Origin of the sequence: Geodermatophilus sp. DSM 45219 (genome assembly GCF_900104025.1) — a bacterium.
Classification (GTDB): Bacteria; Actinomycetota; Actinomycetes; order Mycobacteriales; family Geodermatophilaceae; genus Geodermatophilus.
The window spans coordinates 35,451-61,275 of record NZ_FNIQ01000008.1 but is presented as its reverse complement, the minus strand read 5'-3'; the positions used below and the strand labels follow the sequence as shown (position 1 = coordinate 61,275).

The following is a 25,825-nucleotide window of genomic DNA, read 5'->3' as shown; positions in this document are numbered from 1 at the left end:
CACCCGCCCGACGCGGATCCGCCCGACCGGCGTCCGGGTGATCCGCTCAGCTCGCGTAGCCCCCACCCCCCCAGTCGGCCGGCCCGCTCACGGGCGACCGCGCCGGCCAATGGGGCTGAAGCGGCCGGGGGCGGCCCCGCCGGCCCGAATCAGGTGCATGACGGCGTTGATCAGCGCCAGGTGAGAGAATGCCTGCGGGGTGTTGCCCAAATGCCGGCCGCTGTGCGCGTCCAGCTCCTCGGCGAGCAGCCCCAGGTCGTTGGCGTGGTGCAGCAGCAGCCGGCACAGGTCGTCGGCGCGGGCGGTCTCGCCGATCTCCACCAGCGCGGAGACCAGCCAGAACGAGCAGATGACGAAGGTGCCCTCCTCGCCGGACAGGCCGTCGTCGGTCTCCTCGACCCGGTAGCGCAGCACCATCTCGTCCTCGGTGAGCTCGTCGGCGATCGCCAGCACGGTGGCCCGCGCCCGCGGGTCCTCGGGCGGCAGGAAGCCCATCAGCGGAATTAGCAGCGCCGAGGCGTCCAGCGCGGTGCTGCCGTAGAACTGGGTGAACACGCCGCGTTCATCGACGCCGGAGGCGCAGACGTCGGCGTGGATCTCCTCGGCGGCCGCGCGCCAGCGCGCGGCCTGCTCAGTGGCGCCGCAGAGGTCAGCCAGCTTGGCGCCGCGGTCGGCGGCCACCCAGCAGAGCACCTTCGAGGAGGTGAAGTGCTGCAGCGCGCCGCGGACCTCCCAGATGCCGGAATCGGGATGCCGCCAGTGCACCAGCGCCTGCTCGACCTGCCGTTCCACCAGCGGCCACAGCCGGTCGGGCAGGGCGCCCACGGCGGTGGTGTGCAGGTAGATGGAGTCCAGCACCATACCCCAAACGTCGTGCTGGGCCTGATCGTAGGCGCCGTTGCCGATCCGCACCGGACGGGAGCCGGCGTAGCCGGACAGGTGCTCGAGCTCGACCTCGGTCAGCGTCCGCTCGCCGCCGATGCCGTACATGATCTGCAGTCGGTCGGTCTCCCCGCCGGCGACCTCGGCGATGAAGTCGAAGAAGTCGCCCGCCTCCGCGGTGAACCCGAGCGTGTGCAGGCCCCACAGCGTGAAGGCGGCGTCGCGGATCCAGGTGTAGCGGTAGTCCCAGTTGCGCTGCCCGCCGAGCTCCTCGGGCAGGGAGGTGGTCGCTGCGGCGACCATCGCGCCGGTGGGCGCGTACACCAGCCCCTTAAGCGTCAGGGCGCTGCGCTGCATGTGCGCCCGCCAGGGATGGTCGGGAAAGGTGCCGCCGGCCAGCCAGTCTCGCCAGTACGTGCCCGTGTACTCAAGCCGCTCGTGTGCCTCGGCCACCGAGCCAGGTGGTGCGGCGCCGGCCCAGGACAGGGCAACGACGGCCTCCTCACCGGCGGTCAGGACGGTGCGCCAGCCCACGCGGGCGCCCTCCGCCAGTAGCGGCCGGTCACTGGTCAGACGCAGCGAGAGCCCTGAAACGGGGTCGCTCGCCGACGCCTGTCCTTGCGTGGCGGGATCCAGCTGCCAGGCCGGCGCATGGCGGCCGTAGTCGAAGGCGGGGGTGCAGTCCACGCTCAGCTCGACACTGCCATGTTCGCAGCGGGCGGTGCGCAGCAGGACGTGCGCGGCCCGCTGGCCTGAGGCCTCGCGGCGGTAGGGCGGCAGGTCGCCGCAGGCGTCGTCGTCCCAGGGGGCGACCAGCAGCGCGTCGGTCACCGTCAACCAGCCGGAGCTTGTCATGTACGTCGTCTCTAGCACGAGCGTGCCCGGCAGGTAGCGTCGGGTGACTGGTACCGAGGTCTCCGTGGGGGCCAGCGTGAAGGTGCCGGCGTCGCGGTCGAGGACTGCGGCGAACAGGCTCGGCGAGTCCATCCGCGGCGCGCACAGCCACTCCACCGCACCGCGGGAGGTCACCAGGGCGATGGTCTCCCCGTCGGCGAGAAGCGCGTAGTCCTCGATCGGCGGAAAGCCCTGGGTGCGGTCGACATGTGTGTCCCGGGGCGAAGAGTCCGGACGGCTCATGACGGGTCGGCCGGCGTGCTGGAGACCGCCGCCGGGTCGTAGGTCGCCACCGGCACCTGCAGCGTCACCGACCCGGCGCCGGTGAAGGTGAAGGTGATCTCCACGCTGGTCCCGCTGCGCAGCTCCTCTCTGAGCCCGGTCAGCTCCAGGTGCGGGCCGGCCACGTCCTGCAGGTCCGCCACCCCGCCGGCCGGCACCGGCACGTCGATCGACGACGTCGCGGCCTCCCCGCCCTGGCGGAGGACGACCTCGGCGGCCTCCTCGCTGCTGACAGCGGATAGCGTGTCGTCGGCGTCGCCGTCGTTGGCCACCGTCAGCAGCAGCTCCGCGCCGCCTTCGGGCGTGTGGGTGCTGCCCCGCTCACCCGGCGAGGCGATGTACACGTGCAGCAGCCGCAGGTCACCGACCTGCCCCTCGACGCTGTCGAGATCCGGACGGCCCACGCTCGGACTCAACGGCGAGCCGTGCTCGGCCTCGTCCTCGCCGCACCCTGCCCCCACCAGTCCGACGATCAGCAGCAGCAACAGCAGAGGAGCGGCGGTGGGAACCCAGCCCGTGCCGCGATCGACATGGAGCATTACGACCCTCCCAACGCATCTCGCCTGACCGACGGACGAGCTCAAACGGTGCGGTCGGTTGCTCGACCCCGGAGCCTCTTACCCTGGTGACACCGTCGGAACCCTCGTTCGAACACCGTCCTCGTCGCCGGGTATGTCCACGTATTCGGCGGGTACCAGTCGCAGGGGCCGAGCAGACGGCGCTGCAGGACGGTCCCGGCAGAGCCGGTCGACGTGACTCGGATCCGCGCAGCGCGCCGGGCCCATGAGTTGTTCCACTGGGTGCCTGCGGGGTAGACGTCGTCGAGCGAAATGGGGGGAGACAGCGCGTGTCTCACTTTTGTGCTTAGCGTGTCGACGTCACGTCCGCGGACCCCACGGGGCACGTGCCCGCAGATGCAGCGATCAGTCCTTTACTCGGCTCGAACCCGCACGCCCTCGCCACGCATTGAATGAGTGAGAACGCCTCGACCAAGCGCGAAAGGCGTGTCAGGTCCCCTGCCTTCAGTTCCGGCCAACCCACGCCCGGAGGTACTGACAATGGCGGCACACGTGTTCGAGCAACTGAACAGACTCGTCGGTTCAGCGGTATCGGGATCGAGTCTCGCGGATCTGTCCAGATCGAAGCGGCAGGCCCTGCGGGACTCCTTCTTGATGCCCGACGCCCTCGACCTCGAGGCCGTGCACTCCAGCGAGGAATTGCAAGACATCAATGTCGTCGTCGTGGGCGGTGGGTTCGCCGGACTTTCCGCGGCCTGGTACCTGAACCGCTGTGGGGTGCTGGTCGCCGTACTCGAGGCCTCGGAGCGGCTCGGCGGTCGGGTGCGCACCGACCGGGACTTTGTTGCGAACAGGACTGTCGAGGCGGGCGCCGAGCTGATCGGGGCGAACCATCCCATGTGGAACGACCTGGCCGACACCTTCGGATTGCAGCTCATCGAGGTTAGCGAGTCCGACCCCCGAGTACGGATCGGAGACCACGACCTCACCCACGATGAAAAGAAGCAGGTGTACGACGAACTGTTGGACGTCATCGACGTGATCGGTCAGGACGCGAAGGACATCGACCCAGTACATCCGTGGCTCTCGCCAGGCGCCGCCGCCTTCGACGCGATGACCGTCGCCGAGCGGCTCGACGAGTTACTCGGGGCCGCCGGCTCGCTGACTCGCTCGGTCATTGACTTTCAACTAGGCAACGACAACTGCGCGCCACCCTCGCAGCAGAGCTACCTCGGGCTGCTCGCGCTCGTAAGCGCGGGCCGCGTCGATGATTGCGACGAGACGACGAGCTTGCGCGGCTACTGGGACTACACCGAAACTTTCCGCTGCAGCGGCGGCAACGATCAGCTGGCAGCCATGCTGGTCGGCGACATCGACGCGGACAACGTGACCCTGAACGATCCAGTCACCGACATCGCGGTCCGGGAGGACCGAGTCGACTTCACCACCGCATCGGGCACCGGGACGTGCGACTATCTCGTGCTTGCGGTGCCGCCGACGGCATGGCCGTCCATCACCTCCCACCTCGAGTGGGATCCCGCCGAACGCACTATGACCCACGGGCCGGCCGTGAAGTACCTCAACAGCTTCGTCACCGCGTTCTGGGACGACTCAGGACTCACACCCAATGCGCTCGTGGACGGCATCGGGTCAGTGTGGGAGGGCACTGATAGTCAGCCTGTTGCGCCTGACGCGGAGTTCGCGCTGTCGGTCTACTCCGGCGGCACATTTATCCGTGACCGAAGCAGCTACCCGACGCAGCTCGCCTCGATCTTTCCGGGCTACGCGCCGGTCGATGAACGATTCGTGGACTGGCCGAATACGCCGGGCGTGCTGACCGGGTACTCGGTGCCCGCTCCGGGCGAGGTCACCACGGTTGGGCAGGCCCTGGCTGAGCCGCACGGCCGCATGTACCTGGCGGGCGAGCAGACCTGGATGCCGTTCTTCGGGTACATGGAGGGCGCGCTGCAGTCCGGGGCCCGCGCCGCCCGGGAAATCATCCGGCTCGAATGTCCGGAGGCGATGCCGTGATCGGCGCTGAAGCGGACGGCGAAGACCCCGGCGATCACCTCCTTGCCGCCGCGCACGGCGATCGCCATGGCCAGCGCGGTCTACGCCAGCTGCGCGTCGTGGGCTCACCGGGGCGAACCCTGTTTGACCTCAGCTCCTTGGGCCTCCTGTGCGTTCAGCTTGCCGGTCTCGAACACCAGCCGGACCGCGCCGGACTTGAAGTCCTCGTCGAGCTTCTGGTACTGCCTCGTCATCGCTGCCCTCCTCACAGACGCGATGTCTTCACGCTATGGGGGGAAGCTCAGCGCTGTCTCCATCGATTTGAGGGAGGAGCGCTGAGGCTCGCTGTCGGTGCGGACGGAGCCGAAGGACTCATTGTCGGGTGAATGCTCTCCGTCGCGCCGGGTATGGCCCGTGGCGGTTGAGCAGTCAGCCTCAAGCATGTGGCATCCTTGGCAAGACTTCCGCTGGAGAGTTCGGACGGCGCCCATGGAGGGCTCTGGCCTCGGAGCGGGGTCACGGGACGAGGAGAAGGCGCATGAGTCAGTTGCTCGTGTTTGGGGTGGACAGCCCGCAGACCGCTGAGAAGGTCTTCGAGCTCGCCGGGGAACTCGATCGGCAGCAGTTGCTGGAGCTGGCCGACGCCGCCTGGGTGGAGCGGACTCCCGACGGGAAGATCAAGCTGCACCAGTCGGTCAACCTGACCGCGGCTGGAGCCAGCTACGGAGCGGCCAGCGGCGCGCTGTGGGGGTCGCTGATCGGACTGCTGTTGCTCAACCCGCTCGCCGGCGCCCTGGTGGGGGCGGGGGTGGGTGCCGGGTCGGGAGCCCTGGGTGGGTCGCTGGCCGATGTCGGCATCCCCGATGACCTGATCCGTGAGATCGGGCAGACCCTGCAGCCCGGTGGGGCGGCAGTGTTCTTCCTGGCCCGCAACGCCACCGTCGACCGGGTCGTTGAGGCGATCCGGCCCTACAACCCGACGGTGATCCAGACCAACTTGAGCCGCGACTCCGAGCGTGAGCTGGTCGCGCTTCTACAGCAGAACCACCCCGTCGGTGCCTCGGCGGCAACCGGGTTGTGACCCCATGTCGTCCCCGCGTACCACTCGAGACGGGGCGCCGTCTGCGGGTGTGTGCCGCCACGTGGTGGCCCGACCGCGGTCAGCAGTTGCGGCAGGCGTAGTCGCGGCTGCACTGCTCACCGGCGGCTGTACCGGCTCCGACTCCTCGGCTGACCAGCAGGCGTCCAGCGCCACGACGACCGCTCAGCAGCCTGCCGAGGCGGCCGCCGGAGGCCTGGAACAGGTGCCGCAGGTCCTCGCGCGGGCGCAGCCCAGCGTGGTGACCGTGCTGGTTGCCGGCGGAAACGGCAGCGGGGTCGTCTACACCGCCGACGGGCTCATCCTCACCAACGAACACGTCGTGCGCGGCGCCTCGGACGTGGAGGTGGCCTTCGCCGACGGGCGGCGCGTCCCGGGCACCGTTACCGCCACCGACCCGGTCACCGACCTCGCCCTGGTGCAGGCCGACCGGCGCGACCTGCCACCGGCGGAGTTCCGCACCGACCTGCCCCAGGTGGGCACCCTCGCGGTCGTCGTGGGCAGCCCGCTGGGCTTTGCGAACACCGTCACCGCCGGCATCATCTCCGGCCTGCACCGGGAGATCCCTGGCAGCGCAGTGCAGTCCCAGGCGCTGGTCGACCTCATCCAGACCGACGCCCCCATCAGCCCGGGCAACTCCGGTGGCGCCCTGCTCAACGCTGCCGGTGAGGTGATCGGCATCAACGTCGCCTACATCCCACCCCAGGCCGGCGCGGTCGCCCTCGGCTTCGCCATCCCGGCGGCAACCGCCGTCGACATCGCCGACCAGCTGCAACGTTCCGGTCGCGCCCAGCACGCCTATGCCGGGCTCGTGCCCGTGCCGATCACCCCGGAGATCGCCGCGCAGCTGGGGCTCGGCGACCTGGAGGGGGTCATCGTCGCCGCTGTCGCCGCCAGCGGCCCGGCCGAGCAGGCGGGCTTGGCCCCCGGCGACGTCGTCACCGCAGTGGACGGGGAGCCGACGCCCACGCCTGAGGACTTCCTCGCCGCGCTGCGCCCGCACAGCCCCAGCGACGTCCTGACCCTGACGGTCACCCGCCCCGGTCAGAGAGAACGCGAGGTCGAACTCACGCTCGTGGACCGACCCGTCACCAGCAACCCCTGAGGGCACTGCCGCCCTCGGCACAGTCGCCGCCCGACGCAGTCTCGTTGGCCGGCGCGGGAGCCTCCGCCCACAGGTCGGGAGCGGAGCCGATCAAGGAGACAGCGTGACCGACATCAGTGGCCTGACCTGGACGCTGACCATCGTGCTCATCCTCGCCCTGCTGGCCGTGGACCTCGTCCTGGCCGCGGTCCGTCCGCACCGGGTCGGCTTTCGCGAGGCCACCGCCTGGTCGATCTTCTACATCGCCCTCGCGATCGGCTTCGGGATTTGGTTCACCACGGAGTACGGCGGCGGACCGGGCACCGAGTACTTCGCCGGCTACGTCGTCGAGAAGAGCCTGTCGGTCGACAACCTGTTCGTCTTCGTCATCATCATGACGACCTTCGCCGTCCCCGAGGAGCACGAGCACAAGGTGCTGACCTTCGGCATCGTGCTCGCGCTGGTCATGCGGGCGATCTTCATCGCGCTGGGCGCCACCCTGCTGTCGCTGTTCTCCTTCATGTTCCTGCTGTTCGGCCTGCTGCTCATCTACACCGCCGTCCAGCTGTTCCGGCACCGCGACGAGGACCCCGACATCGAGAGCAACGCGATGGTCAAGGCCGCCCGCCGCCTGCTGCCGGTGACCCCCGACTACGTCGGCGGCCGGTTGCTTACCCGGGTCGAGGGCCGGCGCATGGTCACGCCGCTGATGGTCGTGCTGATCGCGATCGGCAGCGTGGACCTGCTGTTCGCCCTCGACTCCATCCCCGCGGTGTTCGGGGTGACCGATGAGCCCTACATCGTCTTCACCGCCAACGCCTTCGCCCTGCTCGGCCTGCGCGCGCTGTTCTTCCTCGTCAAGGGACTGCTCGACCGGCTGGTCTACCTGTCCGCTGGGCTGGCGTTCATCCTGGCGTTCATCGGCGTGAAGCTGATCCTGCACTGGGCCCACGTCGACATCGACCCCAGCGTGCCCGAGATCCCCACCCCGCTCAGCCTCGGCGTGATCGTCGTGGTCCTGGCCGTCGTCACGGTGGCCAGCCTGCTCAAGACACGCCGCGACCCCACCGCCAAGGCCCACCCCGGATCACTGCGCGCAACCGGAACCAAGGACCGGCACGCCCGTCCCGGGTCCACCGGCGAGGGAATCGGTGCCCACGGCTCCTGACGCACCAGCCCCCTGCGCGACCCTCCATGGGCGGTCCTGGTGGAGACCGGCGCCGATGCGCAGCCCTTGATCCATGCTGACGGGGACTCGTGAACGGTCTCGAGATCAGGTCTTACCTCGTCGGGCTGTACAGCGGCAGGTCGCCGATCAGAATCTCGGTGGACCGCAAGTCCGCAGGTGCGAGACGGATCAGCGAGCGGGACAAAATCCGGTTGATCGACGCGGAGAAAAGGCTCCCCACGAAGTAGCCCACCTCGTACGTGGTCTTCGGCTGTGACATCTCGGTCCTCCGTGACCATCGGGTGCTCCTACGGCCTTGACTGGCGTGTCCGGCTCTGCAAGGTGTGCGATGGGGAAGACACCGCCCCGTCGTCGACCGGCAGGAGCACGACGCCATGAGCACTCCGGGCACCGATCCGCAGTCCGGTTCCGGCCGCATCGTCGTGGGAGTGGACGGCTCGTCGCACTCGGAGGAGGCGTTGCGCTGGGCGCTCGGCCAAGCGCGGCTCACCGGCCAGCCGGTCGAGGCGGTCATCTCCTGGAGGATCCCGGCGGTCGGGGTCGATGGGGCCGGTGCCCTCATGGCCATCGACTGGGAAGGCGATGCGACCAGCATGCTGGAGAACACGGTCGCGAGGGCGGTGGACTCGTCGGATGCCGACCGGGTGTCCCAGCGCGCGGTCATGGGTCATCCGGGGCAGGTCCTGGTCGACGCGGCGGCAGATGCGGCTCTGCTCGTCGTCGGCAGTCGTGGCCGTGGCGGGTTCACGGGGATGCTGCTGGGCTCGGTCAGCCAGCACGTCATCGCCCGCGCCGCCTGCCCGGTCGTCGTCGTCCGCGGCCCCGTCGACCCACCGGAGTGACCGGACCGCGCGGGCGGACGGCCGGGTCGACGGCGACCTGGCCGTGCCGGTCTGCGGCCCGTTGGCCGATCGACGCCGACGTCAGACTGCTAAGGGCGTCCGCCAGTAGGGATGATCACCACGTTCGGCGTGGCTGGTCGTCGGGGGCAGGCACGAGGGCCACGCTCGCGAAGGTGCTGACGCTCCGTGAGCTGTGGACCGCTCGTGCCTGCCGTCCCATCGTGCATCCTTGACCCGCTGCGCGAGCAGTTCCTCGCGCTGCTGCCCACGCGTGTCGATGAGCACCCGCTGGGCTGTCACCGGCCGCGCATCGCCGACGCCGTGGTGTTCGACCACCTGGTCGCCGCGCTGGTGTTCGGCGCCGGCTACGACCGGATCGCCGACGCCGACTGCTCGGCCACCACCATGCGCCGCCGCCGGGACGAATGGATCAGGCTGGGCATCTTCGACCGGCTACGGCTGGCCTGCCTGGACGCCTACGACACGATGATCGGCCTGGACCTGGCCGACCTGGCCGTGGACGGCTGCACCACCAAGGCGCCCTGCGGTGGACAGTGCGCCGGTCGCAGCCCGGTAGACCGCGGCAAGGGCGGCATGAAGCGGTCCCAGCTGTGCGACGGCGCCGGCGTGCCGATGGCCACGGTGTCCGCGCCGGCCAACACCCGCGACGACGCTCTGCTCGGGGAGACCCTGGACGCGCTCAAGGACTTCCAACCCCTGCCAGCGGACGTGACCGTGCACCTGGACGCCGGCTATGACTACCGGCCCTGCCGGGAAGCCCTTGACGAGCGAGGCCTCGCCGGGCAGATCGCCGCGCGCGGTACACCCGCGCCGATCCAGGTCGGCCGGCGGTGGGTTGTCGAGCGGACCAACTCCTGGCTCAACGACTTCGGCCGGCTGCGTCGCTGCACCGAACGCCGCCAGGTCTGTGTTGACGCCTTCCTTGCCCTCGCTACCGCGATCGTCACAATCCGTGCGTTGCTGCGGGCCGCCTGGTACCGCTATCGATGGGACACCCGTCCAAGATCACCACGGATCCGCTGACCTAATGGCGGAGGCCCTAAGCGCAGTTCAGCGCTCGCGCTGATCGAACGGCCCGTCCGATCCGGCGGGGTACTCCTGGAGCGGAACCAGGTCCTTGGCCCATGCGTCGAGCACGGGTGTAACGACGCGCCAGGATTCCTCCGCTTCGTCACCGCGGATCGACAGGGCAGGGTCACGGTGGAACACGTCCAGCAACAGCCGACCGTAGGCGGGTAGTTCGGCCGGTTCGAGTTCAGCGGCGAGGGTCAGCGGGACCAGCGTGTGCGCGCGGGCGCCGACGCCGGACATCTCGACGACGACGCTCTCGGGCTGGAGCCCGAAGCGCAGCACGTTGGGTTGCGGGTCGCCGCGCATGCCACGGGGCAGGTGCGGCACCGGCCGGAAGTGCACCGCCACCTCCATCCGGTTCCGCCCGAGCGCCTTGCCGGTCCGGAGCCGGAACACGGTGCCGCGCCAGCGCCAGTTGTCCAACCGGAGTTCCAGCTCGGCGAACGTCTCCGTCCGGTGGGCCGGGTCGACGCCGTCCTCCTCCACGTACGCAGGAACGGATACGCCGTCGACGAGCCCGCTCGTGTAGCGGGCCCGACGTGTGTGACGGACGACGTCGTCGGCGCTCAGCGGGCGGATCGAGCGCAGCACGTCCACCTTGCGGTCCCGCAGGTCTCGGGCGTCGAGACTGATCGGCGGCTCCATCGCCACCAGGCAGAGCAACTGCAGCAGGTGGTTCTGCAGCATGTCCTTCAGCGCGCCGACGCCGTCGTAGTATCCGGCCCTACCCTCCAGGGCGAGCGTCTCGTCCCAGACGACGTCGATCTCCGCGATGTGCGCGCTGTTCCAGATTGGCTCCAGCACCCGGTTGGCCAACCTGGTGCCGAGGACGTTCTGCACGGTCGTCATGGCCAGGAAGTGGTCGACGCGGAACACCGATTCCTCAGGGACGACCCGGGCGAGCAGGGCGTTCAGCTCGACCGCCTGGGCGAGATCCTCACCGAACGGCTTCTCCAGCACGATCGAGCTCCCCTCCGGCAGCCCGGCACCGTGCAGCGCCGAGACGGTGGGGGCGAACAGGAACGGCGGAAGGGCGAGGTAGGCCGCGATCGGCTCGGCACCCCGGACTACGGCGCGCAGGGCGGCCGGGTCGGTGACGTCGGCCCGGTGGTACTCGGCCGCCGACACGATCGCGTCCCGGTCAGCGGCCGGGAACTGCCCCCCGTGCTGACCGAGCTGGGCACGCGCCCACCCGCGGAACTGCTCGTTCCCCCAGTCCTCCCGGCCCACGCCGATCAGCCGGAACCCGTCGCCGAGGTGCCCGCCGTTGCCCAGCGCCGCAAGCCCGGGCAGGAGGTATCGCGCCGTCAGGTCGCCGGTGGCCCCGAGGAGGACGAAGCGCTCGATCACCTCCCCCTCCTCATCGCCCTGGCCAGGTTCACCCCGCTGGCGATCACTCCGATGTGGCTGAACGCCTGGGGAAAGTTCCCGGTGAGTTCACCGCTCGACGGGTCGATCTGCTCCGACAGGAGGCCGAGCGGGCTCGCCCTGGCGCACAGCGACGCGTACAGCCCCTCGGCCTCATCCAGCTTCCCCTGGAGTACCAGGTTGTCGACGAGCCAGAAGCTGCACAGCAGGAACGCACCTTCGTCACCGGCGAGCCCGTCCGGGGACTCGTCGTGCCGGTAGCGGTAGAGCAGGCCGTCGCCGGCCGACAGTCGCTCGGCGATCGCGGCGGTCGTGGCGACCATCCTCGGGTGATCGGCCGGGATCACGCCGCGCAGCGGGAGCGCCAGCAGGCTGGCATCTAGGCTGTCGCCACCGTCGAGGTGCTCGGACAGGGTTTTCGCGTCCTCGTTCCACGCCCGCGTCAGGATGGTCTCCCGGAGATCGGCGGCCTCCCTCCGCCAGCGCGCGAGGGGTCCGGCGAGACCGAGTTGCTCACCTGTCGCCGCGGCCCGGTCCAGCGCCACCTGGCACATGGCGGCGGAGTAGGTGAACACCCGGCCGCTGCTGCGCACCTCCCAGATGCCCTGGTCCGGCTGCCGCCACGCCCGGCCGGCGGCGTCGGCGATGCCGCTCAGCCCACCCCACAGGGCGGGGTCGAGCCGGCCGCCCGCCTTGACCCACTGGTCCGCGCAGTCGAGGACCTCGCCGTAGACGTCGTGCTGGCGCTGGTCGGCCGCGCCGTTGCCCCAACGCACCGGCGCCGAGCCGCGATATCCCTCGAGCTCGACGTCCTCCCATTCGTCGGGGATCGGGTCGCCGGCGATGGTGTACATGATCCTCGGCTGCCGGCTCCGCTCGAACGCGTCGAGGACCCAGCCGAGGTAGGCATCGGCCTCGTTGACGAAACCGATCCGGCGCAGCGCGAAGACGGCGTAGGCGGCATCGCGGACCCACGTGTAGCGGTAGTCCCAGTTGCGGATCCCCCCGACGGGCGCCGGCAGGGACGACGTCGGCGCCGCGACGAGCGACCCGTGCGCCCAGTGGTCGCAGAGCTTGAGCGTGATCGCCGCCCGCCGGACCATGTCCGGCTGCGGGCCGTCGTAGGAGAAGCCGGTCATCCACCGCCGCCACCCGTCGGCCGTCTCGGCGAGCCTCGCCTCGGCGTCGAGCGGGTGGTGCCGATGCAAGCGGCCCCACGAGAGGACCAGGTCGAGCCGATCGCCCTGCTGCAGGTCGTGGGTGCTCAGCAACCCGGGAAGCGGGCGATTGGACCGCAGGTGCAGCCGCAGTCCCGGCTGGCGGGCGCACTCGACGGCCAGGCCGTTGAACGCCGGGCGGGGCTGCGCGCCGCCGCGCGGCTGCACGGCGACGCGGAGCCGGACGTACCCGGAGAGCACCACCGCTGAGCGGACGAGTTCACCGCGGTCGGCGGGGGCATCGTCGGTGAGATCGGCCCCGGAGCGCAACGCCAGGGCGTCCGTGAGTCGCACGAGCCCGGTGTCGCTGCGCAGCTCGGTGATCAGGACGCCGGTGTCCGGCTCGTATCGCTGCCGCGCCTCGACCAGCCGTTCCGGTACCACGATGAACGAGCCGCCGCGAGCAGAGTCCAGCAGTGAGCAGAACAGCGGTTCGGAGTCGAAGTCGGGGACGCACATCCACCGGATAACACCGTCGAGTCCGACCAACGCCGCGGTCGCTCCGTCGCCGATCAGGCCGAGGTCGGCCAGTGGCGGGTAGCCGTCGTGGAGCCGGATCGGCCGGAAGCCGGGATCGAGGTCGAGCACCGCGGACCCTCCTAGAACTTGATGAGCACCTTGACCACGTCGTCGAGTTTTGTCTTCCAGGGGTGACAGCCCGGTCAGCGGCCGACCGCGTCGGCGGGCTCCGTGAACCTGTCCGGCCGGACGTCGGTGTAAGTGCGGATCGGCACGGAGAGGGTTACCGAGCCGGCGTCGCGGAACTCGAAGGTGACCGGGACGCTGAAGCCGCTGCGCAGGGCCCCACGGAGCCCGGTCAGCTCCAGGTGGAGGCCGCTCACCTCGCGGAGGGCCGCGACCCCGCCGGCGGGCACGGGCACCTCCAGGCGCGGTTCCGCCTCCTGGTCGCCGTCCCGGAGGACGACCGCCTCGGCGACCTCGGCCGAGGCCCCGGTGAGTTCATCGTCGGCCTCGCCGCCGTTCGCGATCGTCAGCAGGAGAGCGGCGCCGTCCCCGGCGATGTGCAGGCTGCCGCGGGTCCCGGGGGACGCGACGGACACGCCGAGCAGCCGGAGGTCTCCTACCCGCCCGTCGACGCTGTCGAGCCCGATCCTGGCCCGGTCGAGGTTCGGCGGGTCGGCGCGCGCCGACGTGCAGCCGGCCAGCACCAGCAGGGTGAGCAGGGCCGCCACGGCGACTCCGGTGCGGTTCATGTCAGCTCCTCCGGGGCTCAGGTGGTGATGAAGCCGGTCCACAAGCCGACGACGCCGGTGATGCCGGCGGCCACGATCACGGCGCAGAGCACCATCTCGGTGGGGCTGAACAGCCGGCGGCTGTGCTCGCTGCGCGCCTTGACGTACAGTAGGGTGGCCGGGGCGAGAATCACCGTGGCCAGCAGCAGGAACTTCAGGCCGGCGGCCTCGAAGAGGAACAGCGTGTAGGCGGTGGCGATCCCCGCGATGATCGCCTCCTTCCGACGCGTCCTGGCGGTCACGTCCTCGTAGCCCTCCCCCGTGAGGCCGAGCTTCAGCGCGTACGCGGCGGTCAGGAAGTAGGGGATCAGCGCCAAACAGGTGGACAGATCGAGCATGAAGTTCAGCGCATCGGTCAGGACCAGCGTCGCGGCGAGGAGGCCCTGGACCGCCAGCGAGCTGACGACGAGTGCCGTGATCGGCGTGGCCTTGTCGTTCTCCCTACCCAGGAAGGCCGGGAGGTCCTCATTGCGGGCCGGGATGTACATCACCTCGGCCGCCATCAAGCTCCAGGCGAGGTAGGCGCCGAGGACGGAGACGATGACGGCCGCGCTGATGAACCAGCGGCCCCAGTCGCCGACGACGGACTCGAAGAGGCCGATCATCGACGGCTGGCGGGTCGCGGCAATCTCCGGCTGCGGCATCACCCCGTAGCTCGACAGCGTCACCAGGGCGAAGATCGACAGCACGCTCAGGAAGCCCAGGACGGTCGCCCTGCCGACGTCTTGGCGCCGCTTGGCGTAGCGCGAGTAGACGCTGGCGCCCTCGATGCCGATGAAGACGAACGTCGTGATGATCATGGTGTTGCGGATCTGCTCGTCGAGCGAGCCCAGGTCGCCGTAGCCGGTGGCGATCCAGTTGTCGGCGAAGACGCCGGCGTCGAACGCCACGAACAGCACGACGATGAAGGTGAGGATCGGCAGAATCTTGAACACCGTCACGATGCGGTTGACGATGGCGGCGTCACGAACGCCCCGCGCGATCAGGTAGTGGAAGAGCCAGACACCGACCGTGCCGAGCGCCACCGCGAGGACCGTGTCGCCGTCACCGAACACTGGGAAGAACGCGCCGATGGTCGCCGTGATGAAGATCCAGTAGAAGGCGTTGCCGGAGACCGTGCTGGCCCAGAAGCCGATCGCCGAGTTGAACCCGACGTAGTCGCCGAACCCGGCCTTGGCGTAGATGAAGACCCCGGAGTCCAGCTGGGGCTTGCGGATCGCGAGGTTCTGGAACACGAAGGCGAGCATCAGCATGCCCGTCCCCGCGATCGTCCAGGCGATCAGCGATCCGAGGACGCCGGTTGCCACGCCGAAGCGCGCCGGCAGCGAGAAGACGCCCGCGCCGACCATGCTGCCGACCACCATCGCGGTGAGGGTGGGCAGCGACATCTTTCCCGGCGTCGCGACCGGGGCGTCGGCAACCGCGCCGGCAGCCCGTGGGGCCGTGTCGACCATCGCAGTCACTCCTGTCCTGGGGCTCGGCCGAGCGCCACCGGCTCGACCTTTTCGATCTTGAAGCCGACGACTCCGTACAGAACGCATAGCGCCGCGATCGCGGCGCATCCCACCAGAGCCACCTGAAGTGGTCCGTCCAGCGCGTCGAAACCGAACAGCACGAGGGAACTTGCAATCAGGACCGCCAGGGCGACGAGGTCCAGCAGAGCATCGACGAGCAACGTCGGCCGTCGCGCCGTCAGGACATCTCGCTCTTCCATGGCGTCCCTCTCAATCGGGCAGCCGAGGCCCCGGACGCCAGGCTCGGTGACGGACTCACCGACTGGTCTGACCGGAGCTCTCCTCAGTAGCAGCCGGACGGTGCCCGGCTCGACGAGCGATCGGCTCAGACGTCGACGGGGTCGCGGATGATCGGGCAGGTCATGCAGTGCCCGCCGCCACGACCCCGGCCCAACTCCGCGCCGACGATTGTGATCACTTCGATGCCGGCCTTGCGCAGCACGGTGTTGGTGTAGGTGTTGCGGTCGTAGGCGAAGACCACCCCTGGGGCGACGGCGACGACGTTGTTGCCGCTGTCCCACTGCTGGCGCTCGTTGGCGTACTCGTCACCCCCGGTCTCCAGCACCCGCAGCTCGGACAGACCCAGCGCGTCGGCGACGACGTCGGGAAAGGTCCGCTTCTCCTCGGTGACCTCGACCGGTTCCTTGTCGCCGGGCCGGAGGCTGAAGGTATGGATGCCGTCGACGATCTCCCGGTAGGCGGTGGCGACGTCACGGTCGGCGAAGGTGAACACCGTGTCCAGGTGCATGGCGGCCCGCATCTTGGGCATGCCGGCGACGATCACTCGGGTGGCGGCGCCGTGCTCGAACAGCGCTGCAGCGAGCTGGGTGATGGCCTGCCGGGAAGTGCGCTCGCTCATGCCGATGGCCACCGCGCCGTTGCCGATCGGCATGACGTCGCCGCCCTCGATGGTGGCCAGGCCCCAGTCCCGCTCGGGATCGCCCCACCACACCGTGGCGCCGGCGAAGTCGGGGTGGAAGGTGTAGATGGCCTTGTAGAGCAGCGTCTCGTCGTGCCGGGCCGGCCAGTACAGCGGGTTGAGCGTGAGCCCGCCGTAGATCCAGCAGGTGGTGTCGCGGGTGTAGAGGGTGTTCGGCAACGGCGGCATCAGGTACTCGCGGACGCCGAGCTGCTCCCGGGCGAGCGCCAGGTACCCGGACCGGAAGTCGGCGGGCAGGTCGACCGTGGCCAGCCCACCGATGAGGAGCTCTGCCAGCCGGCGGTCGTCCAGGGACTCGAGGAATGCCCGCGTCCCGTCGACGAGCCCGAGGCCGACCTCGTTGGCCGTGACCTTGCGGTCCAGCAGCCACGCCTTCGCCCCGGGGATGGCCATCGTCTCGGTCAGCAGGTCGTGCAACTCCACGACCTCGACACCGCGACTGCGCAGCTTGGCGACGAAGTCGAAGTGGTCCCGGCGGGCATTGTCGACCCAAAGGACGTCGTCGAACAGCAGGTCGTCGCAGTTGCGTGGTGTGAGTCGGGAATGGGCCAGACCCGGTGCGCAGACTAGGACCTTGCGAAGCACGCCGACCTCGGAGTGCACGCCGTAGGCGGCGACCGGCACGTCTGCGCCCGTCCTGGGAATAGTCGTATCGGTCATCGTCCGCGCGCTCCTCGCTTGAGAGAGGACCGGTGGCCACCGGACCAAGGCGGGACGAGGTGCCCCCACGGGAGGAGAGCTAGTTCGACGAGTCGCTCGACAGCCGCGGCTGTCGGAGGTAGATCGCCCTCAATAGGCTCGGACGCGCCGGCCGCCTTCGGTATTAGCGGGAGATGAGGCGTGGGGTTGACCAGCCGTATTCGGCACGCACGCGTGGTGGCAAGCGTCTGTGCGCAGACGGAAACCCGCAGCCCTTCATCATCGCAGAACGAGATCGCGGAGCCGTCCACCGCGACGGTTGAATTGCCTGTGAGAGGCAGTACAGCCAGTGCATCAAACAGCCAACTGGCGCGACGGCGGTCGAGATCGCCAATGGGTCCGACCCACCCCGCGAGTGCATCCACCCACAAGACGCGGTGATCAAAGGTCTCGGCGGTGGGCGGCTGAGCAGTAACCAGACGCATGAACTTGCCTCCGGGTGCCGGAGGCCTAAGCCCTATCCGGGCGCTCCCGCACACAATGTATGTGCTGAACGGCCCGATGCTCGACCGATTTCACGGTAGAGCGGCAACCCCCGACGCGCAACTGGACGCGGCCAGCAGGTACCTGCCGCAACGCGTCCGATGATCAAGGCAGGACCGCGAGGGCAACCCCATACGTGCGATGACGTCGTGAACGCCAGCCCGCGACCGTGGACAGGATCACGACAGTGCCCGTGTGGCGGATCGACGGCAATCGCCTCCGCCTACACGCCACGCCACGCCATCAGCCATCAGTGGCGTCCGGTGAGCAAGGTCCCCTCACGTATGTCATCGGTTCCCATGCTCAGCCGCTGCCCGTAGGGGACGGCCGTCCTTCTCATTCATCACACGGTGAACCGCCCCGGGGCGGGACAGGCAGCGGGAATGCGGCTGCGGCGATCCAGCGGCAAGAGCCTCAACGACGACCTTGCCGAGGGGGGGCCACAGGCGGACACCCCTCCCAGGGGCTCCCACCGAGGCCTTCCACCGAACCGTCAGCAGCTCGCCATCCAACCCGTCACTCGCCCCCTACCCGACCGATCGACCAGCACTGGAGATCTCCCCTCCCAATCAAGATCACGAGCCGACACACCTCATGCACTTGGTGTACTTCGGCCGCTTCGTCACCGATGGCGAGGTGCTCGGGGGCGTCACCGGCGAGGCTCGACCTCATGCTGCCCAGCGCGATCCAGTGGCCTGTACCAGTGAGTGCCCGCCGGTGACGTTCGCCGATGTCTCGGGCGGTTGACGCCTGATAGGAGCGCCGGCTGCCACAGCCACCAAGTGCATGCGCTGCGCCCGGACATCGGTGCCTCGCGAGCTGAGGCGCGGCGGAAGGAGTCGGCGTGCATGCCGGCATCGACACCCACAAGGACACGCTGGCCGTGGCGGTCATCGACGGCGCCGGGCGACCGGTGGTGGTCACCGAGCTGGCCAACACCGAGGCCGGCTTCGACGCGCTCGAGAAACTGCTCGCCAATCATGACGTTCAGCGGGTGGGCATCGAGGGCTCAGGCAACTACGGCCGCGGCGCCGCGGTGCACCTGGTGCTCACCGGCCCAGTCGAGGTCGTCGAGGTGCCACCGTCGCTGACCAGCCGGGAGCGCTCAGCCCGGCCGGGCGCGGGCAAGACCGACCCCACCGATGCGGTCGCGATCGCCCGGATCACCGCCCGCGAGCCGGGCCTGCCGCCGGTGCGGCTGGCGATCGGTCGGGCCGCCGATCTGCGGGCGCTGGCTGACTACCGCGCCCAGCTGGTCGCCGAGCGCACCGCGCTGGCCAACCGCACCCACGCCGAGCTGCACGGCCTGCTGCCCGGATATCAGGTGAAGATCCCGCGGCTGACCGCGCCGACCTTCATCACCAAGGCCACCGAGCTGCTCACCGGCCAGACCAACGTCCGCGCGGTCCTGACCCGCCGCCGGCTCACCCGCCTGGCAGAGCTGACGGTGGAGATCCGCGAGGTCGCCGACCTGATCACCGCCGCAGTCGCCGAGGTCGACACCGGCCTGACCGAGCTCTACGGCCTCGGCAAGGTCGGCGCCGCGACGATCCTCGGCCAGGTCGCCGACGTGCGCCGCTACCGCTCCCGGCACGCCTTCGCCGCCGCCAACGGCACCGCCCCGATCCCCGCCTCCTCCGGTCGCACCAGCCGCCATCGGCTCAACCGGTCAGGCAACCGCACGCTCAACCGGGTGCTCTACACGATGGCCATCACCCAAATCCGCGCCGACACCGAAGGCCGCGCCTACTACCTACGCAAACGCGCCGAAGGAAAGACCGGACGCGAAGCGCTGCGCTGCCTCAAACGCCGTCTCTCCGACGTGGTCTACAAGACCCTGCACGACGACCTCTCCGCCGGGCGGGCACCGACCGCGGCAGGACGGTGAGTGCGGCAGCGGCAAACGGGACGCGTCAATACGGCCGAAGCCAGCTGCGCGACAGGTTCACAGTCCCAGACCTGCTCTTCGCTGCGGCCAGTCCACCGCACCCACCGCCAGCCCGGACGCTACGCCCGACCGCCGTTGACACATAGGAGCTCACTTGCGGTCCTGGAACTCGTGGTGACGAGTTACTGCAGGGTCGTCTGCAGACTCTGTGCCATGGGAACCATCGGAACCCCCGAGCACCGGGCCCGCCGCCGAGCTCGTGAGCAGCAACGGCGGCAACACGTCGCCCAGGCACCGACCGTGTCCGCCGATGCAGAACAGACCGGCGCTTCGGCGGAAGGGCGCGAACGGCGCACCGCCGCGACGACCTGCGGATGGTGTGCTGGGCCGATCACGCCGCGCGGCCGGGGGCCGATCCCCAAGTGGTGCTCGGCCACCTGCCGACACCGAGCCTGGGAGCAGACCCGCGCGGCGGCCTCCGGCCGATCCGCGGTGCAGGTGGTCGAACGGCGGGTGCAAGTCGGCGTCCCCCTGGAGCCGACCCGGCGGGACTGGCCGGCACTGCTCGGCGAGCTGACCCGGCAGTTGGACGACGGCCGCATTTACGACCGTGACCTGCCCGGCCTCAGTCGGTCACTACAGCCCGTACTGGAGGCCTACCGCTGGCGGGCCGGCCGGACCGGCGCCCCCGACGTGCGCTGAGCCGCGAACCTCCAGTTTTTCTCCAGTAGTAGCAGAAGACGACTGCGCCGGAGCACGTGCCCTGGAGAGCCGGTGCACCGAACCGCGGACCGATCGCACCGGCGTCGTCCGAGGTCGACGACGCACACAGACGTCACCCCATCTCCTGCTCGCTCAGCGAACCGCCCGAACCCAGCGCAGTTCTCGTCACAACGGATTCGCTCGGCCTGGATGCACCAGGTGTGTCGGCTCGTGATCTGGCTGCGCGGCTCGGGCGGACGGGATAGGGGGAGGCAGCAGCACGGGCCTAGCAGAAGCGCTGCTCGGCCGGCGACCGTGGCGAGCGGCGCGGCCGGGAAAGCGAGCCAGCCTGCGGCACTGCAGTCCCATCCAGACGCCTGCACGGCCGCGTCCGTGGAGCCGGCCGCAGGCGAGGAGCCGAGCGGCCGGTGCGAAGCGCCCCGGGATAGCCGGTGCGCGAGCACGACCTGCACACGGTCTGGAGCGCCGATGCAGCTCTGCTCTTGCGACGCCCGGCCTGGGCGCTGTCGACAGACCTGCTCCGCGAGTTCGTCCGGACGCTTGGCGACCGGGGCGTCCGATGCCCGGCCACCGCAGCCCCCCGCAGGCGCGACGCCGTGCTGGCAAATAGCAGCCCATGGCGCCACGACCCCGCCCGAGCAGGCGCCGGTTCATGCCTTGGACGGGGTGACGCCCACCGCCCTCCGGGGTGACACCGGGCGGTCACCTGCGTTCTGCCATGTCACCCCGGGCCGTCCCGCTGTCGCGGCCGGCCTAGCGGCCGCACGGAGGCCGCGGCCCCTGGCACACGAAGAAAACCGGAGAAAATCAGGAGATTGCCGCGGCAGTGTCACCAATCGGCCGAAAATGGCGCCTTCTCCAGGTGGGTTGCCGCGCCGAATGCCGGCGCACGAGGCCAGCCGACGAGGAGGGCGACATGGGCCACGCGCAGCGACCTCGGGAGCCGGCGCCCAGCGAGCCGCTGCTGCTCACCCCCGAGGAGGCCGCTGAGCTGCTCCGCGTCGGCCGCACCACGATCTACACCCTCATGAAGGCCGGCGACCTGCGCCCGGTGCACATCGGACGCAGTTGCCGCCTCCCCCGGGCTGAGCTCGAGCGCTACGTCCGAGGGCTCGAGGCTCCCGCGCCGAGCGCGCCGGCTCACCCGCGCCGGCACCGGCGAACCAGCACGAGTCAGCGCGGCTTGTTCGAGCTCACCTCCGACCCGGTGGAACGAGCCTGACCTGTGGATTCCCAGCACCACAGGTCAGCGCGCACCACGACACTCGACGCCGAGTCTGAACCAGCGACGCAGGGAGCGACCGATGACGGACGCCAAGGAATCAGACAGCACGCCCGCGCGGCGTCGACGAACGTTGGAGCAGAGGAAGCGTGCCAGCGGCGAGTCCTCCATCTACCAGGACGAGGACGGCCGATGGCACGGCTTTGTCTCCATGGGGAAGAAGGAGAACGGCCGGCGCGACCGACGCCACGCCTCCGGCGCCAAGCGCGCCGACGTGGTGTCCAAGGTCCGTGCCCTCGAGGCCAAGCGGGACGCTGGGATGGTGGACGCGGCCGGCCGCGCACCCACGGTCGGTGAGTGGCTGGACCACTGGCTGGACAACATCGCGGCGCGGAAGGTCCGCGCGCGGACTCTAGAGAGCTACCGCAGCACCGTGCGGCTGCACCTGCGCCCGGGCATCGGGCACCACCGGCTGGACCGGCTGCAGCCAGAGCACCTGGAGCGTCTCTATGCCGCGCTCAGCGACAAGGGCCTGGGCCCGGCCTCGATCCTGCGCGCCCATCGGGTCCTGTCCCGCGCCCTGCGTATCGCCTCTCAGCGCGGCAAGGTCGCGCGCAACGTTGCCACCCTCGTCGATCCGCCTGCGGTCAGGCGACCCGAAACCGCCCTGCCGCTGACCGCGCCGGAGGTCAAGCAGGTCATGGCCGCCGCGCTGACCCACCGCAACGCGGCCCGGTGGACCGTGGCGCTGGCCGTCGGGTTGCGTCAGTCCGAAGCCCTCGCGCTGCGATGGAGCGACGTGGACCTGGACAACGGCACGCTGAGCGTCCGACGCGGACTGCACCGGGTCAGCGGGCGGGGGCTGATCTATGAGGAACCGAAGGCCGACCGCAGCCGCCGCAACCTGGCGCTGCCCACACCACTCGTGCAGGCGTTGAGGGCGCACCGGGCGGCCCAACTCGAGGAGCGGATCGCCGCCGGCTCGTTGTGGGAGGACCACGACCTTGTCTTCGGGCAGCCCAACGGCCGGCCAATCGAACGCAAATCGGACTGGCGAGCCTGGAAAGCCCTCCTCCAGGAGGCGGGCGTGCGCGAGGTCCGCCTGCACGACGGGCGGCACACGGCGGCGACCCTGCTGCTGTCCGAGGGCGTGCATCCGCGGGTCGTCATGGAGGTGCTTGGCCACGCACAGATGCGCACGACGACGGACACCTACAGCCACGTCATGCCGGCCCTCGGCCGGGACGCCGCGGACCGCATGGGCCAGGCGCTGTGGGACTGACGTGGTGCACTGCGTGTGCTCCGGTGGTTGCCACGCTGGCTTAGCGGCGGCGCTTCGCCTTGCCGATAAGCGCATCAGACTCGCGAATCAGGCATCTCGAGTGGGCGAGTTGGCGGCTCGACGGTCGTAGAGGGCGTTTTCGACTTGCGCCCCCGCGGCAACCCGGCACAGCGCGCGCTCACCCGACAAGGTTGGCCAAGTCCAATTCGATGTCTTGACCATCCACCGTCACGACGATGCGTGGATGGTCGCCAGCGGCCGTCAAGTACTGCGTCAGCGTGGATAGGAGCATGTCGTGCTGACGCTCCAGGCGACTGATGACCGTCTGGGCCACCCCCATCTGCGTAGCCAGTGCGACCTGCGTCAGATCGGCGGCCTTCCGGATCTCTGCGAGACCTGCTGCGTGGACTCGGTCAGTATCGACCATCTCGGCCCGGACCTGTGCGGAGCGCTCCGCCACACCGGGGATGGCACGGGCCCGCGCCATCTTCTCCGCAGCGCGCTCGGCCCCGACGAACGTGGCCTGTTCACTCATCACTGTCTCCCTCGGTACGGGTGCGAAGCAGGTAGCTCTCGATAGCGGCGTCGGCCCGCGGCCCAACGCTGTCGTAGAAGACATCGCCCATGCGGGCCTTGTCGGCGCCGAACAACACCAGGACGACCTCGCCGGGGCGATCGGGCGGAAACCAGACGATCAAGCGGATCGCGGTACCAGGGCTGAAGGGATGGGCCACCCGCCAGACCTGGTGGCGGCGCGACTGGTGAACCCGGCGCAGCGTCGGCGTGTCCGCATCCGGTACAGCTGTGAGTTCTTGCAGGACGCCGAGCTCGGCGTCGACGAGTGCGAGCTGCTCCAACGAACGTTCATCACCACCTACGGCGCGCTCGATCAACTGGTCGTACCAGCGATCGAACTCGCCGGTCCAGTCGATCAACACGCCAAGAATATAACACGGTAGTACTAGTACTCCAGCATACTCAGCGGGCGCCCCGGGCCCTCCCAGCCGGCAAGCCGGCTGATGACGGCTGTCGTCTCAACCCCCGACCGGGCTCCCACCCGCGCGAGTTGGGCGGGCAGAGCGCCGGGTGAGACGCGGCGACCGGATGGGACGCACTGTCTGCCTGACCCGACGCCGCATCTGCTCCGGTGGCCACCATGCTGGCACCAAACACGACTCAGGCCGTCCCTCCGGAGGAGGAACGGCCTGGTCATCGGGGTGGAGCTGAGGGGACTCGAACCCCTGACCCCCACACTGCCAGTGTGGTGCGCTACCAGCTGCGCCACAGCCCCGAACCGGACCCGGTCTGGTGCGTCCGGGCCAGCAGCAACTGTACAGGGCTGCGACGGCGCCCCGGCGCAGGGGGTGGGGCGGGTCAGGCCCGCTTCACCTGTGCGATGCGCAGGTGGTTGCCGAACGGGTCACGCAGGCCGAAGTCGATGCCGTAGCCGCGGTCCTCGGGCTCCTCGGTGACCTCGACGCCCTTCGCCTTGAGCTCGGCGTGGGTCTTCCAGACGTCGTCGGTCTGGAAGAACAGGTGGCCCCCGGCGGCCCCCTTGGCGATGAGCTCGCGCACCTGAGCGGCGGTCTCCTCGCTCATCCCCGCCGAGCCTGGCTCCTCCAGCAGGACGGCGCGGTCGGGCTGGCCGGGCAGGTTGACCGTGAGCCACCGCATGGGGCCGAAGTCCACGTCGGACTGCACCTCGAAGCCGAGCTGCCCGACGTAGAAGTCCAGCGCCCGGTCCTGGTCGGGCACGTAGATCTGGGTGATGGTGATGGCGGTCAGCATGGGGACGACGCTAGGGAACCCGGTCCCCCGCGGGCTTCTCCGAAACTGCTCCGCTCGGCCGCGCCCAGGCCATGGCGAAGCAGGTGGGCACCGGCGGGAAGGGGCCGCGGCGCCGGTAGGCCGACGGCGGCTCCCCCACGACGTCCCGGAAGACGCGGCTGAAGGTGCCGAGGCTGGAGAACCCGACGTCCATGCAGATGTCGGTGACGCTCCGGTCGGTGGCGCGCAGCAGGAACATGGCCCGCTCGACCCGCCGCCGCTGCAGGTAGCGGTTCGGCGTCTCCCCGAAGGTGGCGCGGAACGTCCGGATGAAGTGCGCCTCGGAGACGTGCGCGATCCGGGCCAGCGTGCGGACGTCGAGCGGCTCGGCGTAGGCCCGGTCCATCGCGTCCCGGGCACGGAGCAGCCGCCGGTTGGTGTCCTCGACGGCGGTGCCCACGCCGTCCATCCCACCAGGGATCAGATGTCGACGCCGCGCTCGGCCAGCCACGGGACTGGGTCGATGCGCTTGCCGTTCATCCCGCCCTGGTGCACCTCGAAGTGCAGGTGCGGGCCGGTCGACTGGCCCCGGTTGCCCAGCAGCGCGATCGTCTCGCCGGCCTCCACGTACTGCCCCGGCTCGACGAGGATCTCGTCCATGTGGCCGTAGACGGTCACGTCGCCGTTCTCGTGCAGCACGTAGACCGCCAGGCCGAAGCCGCTGGCCGAGCCGGCCCGCAGGACGACGCCGTCCATCGCCGAGTACTCCGGCGTGTGCATGGGGGCGGCCAGGTCGATGCCGTAGTGGAAGGTGCCCCACCGGCCGCCGTAGCCGCTGGTGAAGCGGGCGCCGTCGACCGGCAGGACCGCCTTGGGTCGCGCGGCCTCGCGGGCCGCCTCTGCTGCGGCCGCCTCGGCCGCGGCGCGCTCGGCCCGGGAGGCGGCGACCTCGGCCAGCCGGGCCTGCGCCTCGGCCTCGGTGATCGAGGCCATGGGCATCGTCTCGACGTCGTCCCCCGCGGTGGCGAGCTCCATCTGCGCGGCGAGCACCGAGGTCGGCCCGGTCGGGGTGTCGGAGGCGCTGGAGACGCCGGTGACCCCCGCAACCAGGCCACCGACGACCACGGCAGCCAGCAGCAGCGGGCCGCGGCGGGGGCCCGAGGCCGTCCGCTGGGCCCGGGAGGGAGCGGGGACCGCGAGGTCCCCGGGGCGCTGAGCGCGACGCCGACCGGCCATGCACCTACCCGTTCGTGGGGAAGACCGCCCGTTCCCGGGCTCGAGGGGGTTGCGGCGATCCAAACACTCCGTGATGGATCCGTAACCGGTCGTACGGCGTGTCCGCGAGGACACGCCACAGTGACATCGCACACGTCCCACGCGTCTCGCGCTGGGGTGCAACGGCGGTGGGGCCTCGATTCGGCATCGGCAGGACGGCCGGACTCGACGGCCGCACCCCTGTGCGTGTACTTGTTGTCGACGCTGCACCACCCGGTCGACGACTCCCGTTCACCAGCGGCGAGACCCCCGCCGACCCGGGCCGAAACCGCCGGCAGAGGGGTGAGCGCCGAACCGCACGA

General features: G+C 70.0%; 25 protein-coding genes and 1 tRNA gene. 10 read left to right on the top strand and 16 right to left on the bottom strand.

Going from position 1 to position 25,825, the window contains the following annotated elements:
* Positions 1-87: 87 nt before the first annotated feature.
* The gene (locus BLR12_RS21715) at positions 88-2,019 is read right to left on the bottom strand and encodes a glycoside hydrolase family 15 protein (protein WP_091382414.1); all 1,932 of its coding nucleotides are present in this window, start codon (positions 2,017-2,019) and stop codon (positions 88-90) included.
* Positions 2,016-2,597, bottom strand: coding sequence for a copper chaperone PCu(A)C (locus BLR12_RS21710; protein WP_091382413.1), 582 nt, complete (start codon positions 2,595-2,597; stop codon positions 2,016-2,018). The genes BLR12_RS21715 and BLR12_RS21710 overlap by 4 nt, the downstream gene beginning before the upstream one ends.
* Before the next feature lie 531 nt (positions 2,598-3,128).
* Here BLR12_RS21710 and BLR12_RS21705 point away from each other — a divergent pair.
* Positions 3,129-4,607, top strand: coding sequence for a flavin monoamine oxidase family protein (locus tag BLR12_RS21705; RefSeq protein ID WP_158548616.1), 1,479 nt, complete (start codon positions 3,129-3,131; stop codon positions 4,605-4,607).
* A gap of 104 nt (positions 4,608-4,711) precedes the next feature.
* On the opposite strand, the gene BLR12_RS25400 is transcribed toward BLR12_RS21705, so the two are convergent.
* On the bottom strand, positions 4,712-4,840 hold the full coding sequence (locus BLR12_RS25400; RefSeq protein ID WP_255363698.1) for a hypothetical protein: 129 nt from the start codon (positions 4,838-4,840) through the stop codon (positions 4,712-4,714).
* Between the two features lie 284 nt (positions 4,841-5,124).
* On the opposite strand from BLR12_RS25400, the gene BLR12_RS21700 reads away from it, so the two are divergent.
* The 5 genes from BLR12_RS21700 (at position 5,125) to BLR12_RS21675 (ending at position 9,844) form a co-directional block, all read left to right on the top strand.
* On the top strand, positions 5,125-5,667 hold the full coding sequence (locus BLR12_RS21700) for a DUF1269 domain-containing protein (RefSeq protein WP_091382410.1): 543 nt from the start codon (positions 5,125-5,127) through the stop codon (positions 5,665-5,667).
* A gap of 223 nt (positions 5,668-5,890) precedes the next feature.
* Entirely contained in the window at positions 5,891-6,790 is a 900-nt protein-coding gene (locus BLR12_RS21695) for a S1C family serine protease (protein WP_199589200.1), read from the top strand.
* Between the two features lie 103 nt (positions 6,791-6,893).
* Positions 6,894-7,937: a TerC/Alx family metal homeostasis membrane protein gene (locus BLR12_RS21690; RefSeq protein ID WP_091382407.1), complete on the top strand. Its 1,044-nt coding sequence runs from the start codon at positions 6,894-6,896 to the stop codon at positions 7,935-7,937.
* Positions 7,938-8,332: 395 nt separating this feature from the next.
* Positions 8,333-8,800, top strand: a complete 468-nt coding sequence (locus BLR12_RS21680; RefSeq protein WP_091382406.1) for a universal stress protein — start codon at positions 8,333-8,335, stop codon at positions 8,798-8,800.
* A gap of 204 nt (positions 8,801-9,004) precedes the next feature.
* A complete protein-coding gene (locus BLR12_RS21675) occupies positions 9,005-9,844 on the top strand; it encodes an IS5 family transposase (RefSeq protein ID WP_091382404.1) in 840 nt (279 codons plus the stop codon).
* Between the two features lie 27 nt (positions 9,845-9,871).
* On the opposite strand, the gene BLR12_RS21670 is transcribed toward BLR12_RS21675, so the two are convergent.
* The 7 genes from BLR12_RS21670 to BLR12_RS25720 form a co-directional block, all read right to left on the bottom strand.
* A complete protein-coding gene (locus BLR12_RS21670) occupies positions 9,872-11,242 on the bottom strand; it encodes a glucose-6-phosphate dehydrogenase (RefSeq protein ID WP_091382403.1) in 1,371 nt (456 codons plus the stop codon).
* Positions 11,239-13,065, bottom strand: a complete 1,827-nt coding sequence (locus tag BLR12_RS21665; protein WP_091382401.1) for a glycoside hydrolase family 15 protein — start codon at positions 13,063-13,065, stop codon at positions 11,239-11,241. Before BLR12_RS21665 ends, BLR12_RS21670 begins: the two co-directional genes overlap by 4 nt.
* A 74-nt stretch (positions 13,066-13,139) precedes the next feature.
* The gene (locus tag BLR12_RS21660) at positions 13,140-13,691 is read right to left on the bottom strand and encodes a copper chaperone PCu(A)C (protein WP_091382400.1); all 552 of its coding nucleotides are present in this window, start codon (positions 13,689-13,691) and stop codon (positions 13,140-13,142) included.
* Positions 13,692-13,708: 17 nt separating this feature from the next.
* Positions 13,709-15,184, bottom strand: coding sequence for a basic amino acid/polyamine antiporter (locus tag BLR12_RS21655; protein WP_199589202.1), 1,476 nt, complete (start codon positions 15,182-15,184; stop codon positions 13,709-13,711).
* A gap of 5 nt (positions 15,185-15,189) precedes the next feature.
* Positions 15,190-15,444 (bottom strand): hypothetical protein, encoded by a 255-nt coding sequence (locus BLR12_RS21650; protein WP_091382398.1) that lies wholly within the window; start codon positions 15,442-15,444, stop codon positions 15,190-15,192.
* Positions 15,445-15,569: 125 nt separating this feature from the next.
* Complete coding sequence (gene arcA, locus BLR12_RS21645) at positions 15,570-16,808, bottom strand: arginine deiminase (RefSeq protein ID WP_199589204.1); 1,239 nt, start codon at positions 16,806-16,808, stop codon at positions 15,570-15,572.
* Between the two features lie 32 nt (positions 16,809-16,840).
* Complete coding sequence (locus tag BLR12_RS25720; protein ID WP_113839310.1) at positions 16,841-17,308, bottom strand: STAS domain-containing protein; 468 nt, start codon at positions 17,306-17,308, stop codon at positions 16,841-16,843.
* 902 nt (positions 17,309-18,210) lie between these two features.
* Here BLR12_RS25720 and BLR12_RS21640 point away from each other — a divergent pair.
* The 4 genes from BLR12_RS21640 (at position 18,211) to BLR12_RS21625 (ending at position 22,481) form a co-directional block, all read left to right on the top strand.
* On the top strand, positions 18,211-19,254 hold the full coding sequence (locus BLR12_RS21640) for an IS110 family RNA-guided transposase (protein WP_091382395.1): 1,044 nt from the start codon (positions 18,211-18,213) through the stop codon (positions 19,252-19,254).
* Positions 19,255-19,746: 492 nt separating this feature from the next.
* Positions 19,747-19,956, top strand: a complete 210-nt coding sequence (locus BLR12_RS21635; protein WP_204262315.1) for a hypothetical protein — start codon at positions 19,747-19,749, stop codon at positions 19,954-19,956.
* 937 nt (positions 19,957-20,893) lie between these two features.
* Positions 20,894-21,199 (top strand): helix-turn-helix domain-containing protein, encoded by a 306-nt coding sequence (locus tag BLR12_RS21630; RefSeq protein WP_091382393.1) that lies wholly within the window; start codon positions 20,894-20,896, stop codon positions 21,197-21,199.
* Positions 21,200-21,281: 82 nt separating this feature from the next.
* Positions 21,282-22,481 (top strand): tyrosine-type recombinase/integrase, encoded by a 1,200-nt coding sequence (locus BLR12_RS21625; protein ID WP_091382392.1) that lies wholly within the window; start codon positions 21,282-21,284, stop codon positions 22,479-22,481.
* 178 nt (positions 22,482-22,659) lie between these two features.
* Here the strand turns inward: BLR12_RS21625 and BLR12_RS21620 are convergent, their stop codons facing one another.
* The 6 genes from BLR12_RS21620 to BLR12_RS21595 all read right to left on the bottom strand — a co-directional run bounded on the left by BLR12_RS21620 (position 22,660) and on the right by BLR12_RS21595 (position 25,484).
* Positions 22,660-23,016, bottom strand: coding sequence for a helix-turn-helix domain-containing protein (locus tag BLR12_RS21620; protein ID WP_176832632.1), 357 nt, complete (start codon positions 23,014-23,016; stop codon positions 22,660-22,662).
* Complete coding sequence (locus BLR12_RS21615) at positions 23,009-23,419, bottom strand: hypothetical protein (RefSeq protein ID WP_091382390.1); 411 nt, start codon at positions 23,417-23,419, stop codon at positions 23,009-23,011. The genes BLR12_RS21620 and BLR12_RS21615 overlap by 8 nt, the downstream gene beginning before the upstream one ends.
* Before the next feature lie 280 nt (positions 23,420-23,699).
* Positions 23,700-23,772 (bottom strand) — tRNA-Ala (locus tag BLR12_RS21610).
* An 83-nt stretch (positions 23,773-23,855) separates the two neighbouring features.
* Positions 23,856-24,269 (bottom strand): VOC family protein, encoded by a 414-nt coding sequence (locus tag BLR12_RS21605; RefSeq protein WP_091382389.1) that lies wholly within the window; start codon positions 24,267-24,269, stop codon positions 23,856-23,858.
* Between the two features lie 10 nt (positions 24,270-24,279).
* Positions 24,280-24,717 carry a helix-turn-helix domain-containing protein gene (locus BLR12_RS21600; RefSeq protein WP_091382387.1) on the bottom strand — a complete coding sequence of 146 codons (438 nt, stop codon included), beginning with the start codon at positions 24,715-24,717 and terminating at the stop codon, positions 24,280-24,282.
* 11 nt (positions 24,718-24,728) lie between these two features.
* Positions 24,729-25,484, bottom strand: a complete 756-nt coding sequence (locus BLR12_RS21595; RefSeq protein ID WP_091382386.1) for a M23 family metallopeptidase — start codon at positions 25,482-25,484, stop codon at positions 24,729-24,731.
* Positions 25,485-25,825 lie beyond the last annotated feature (341 nt).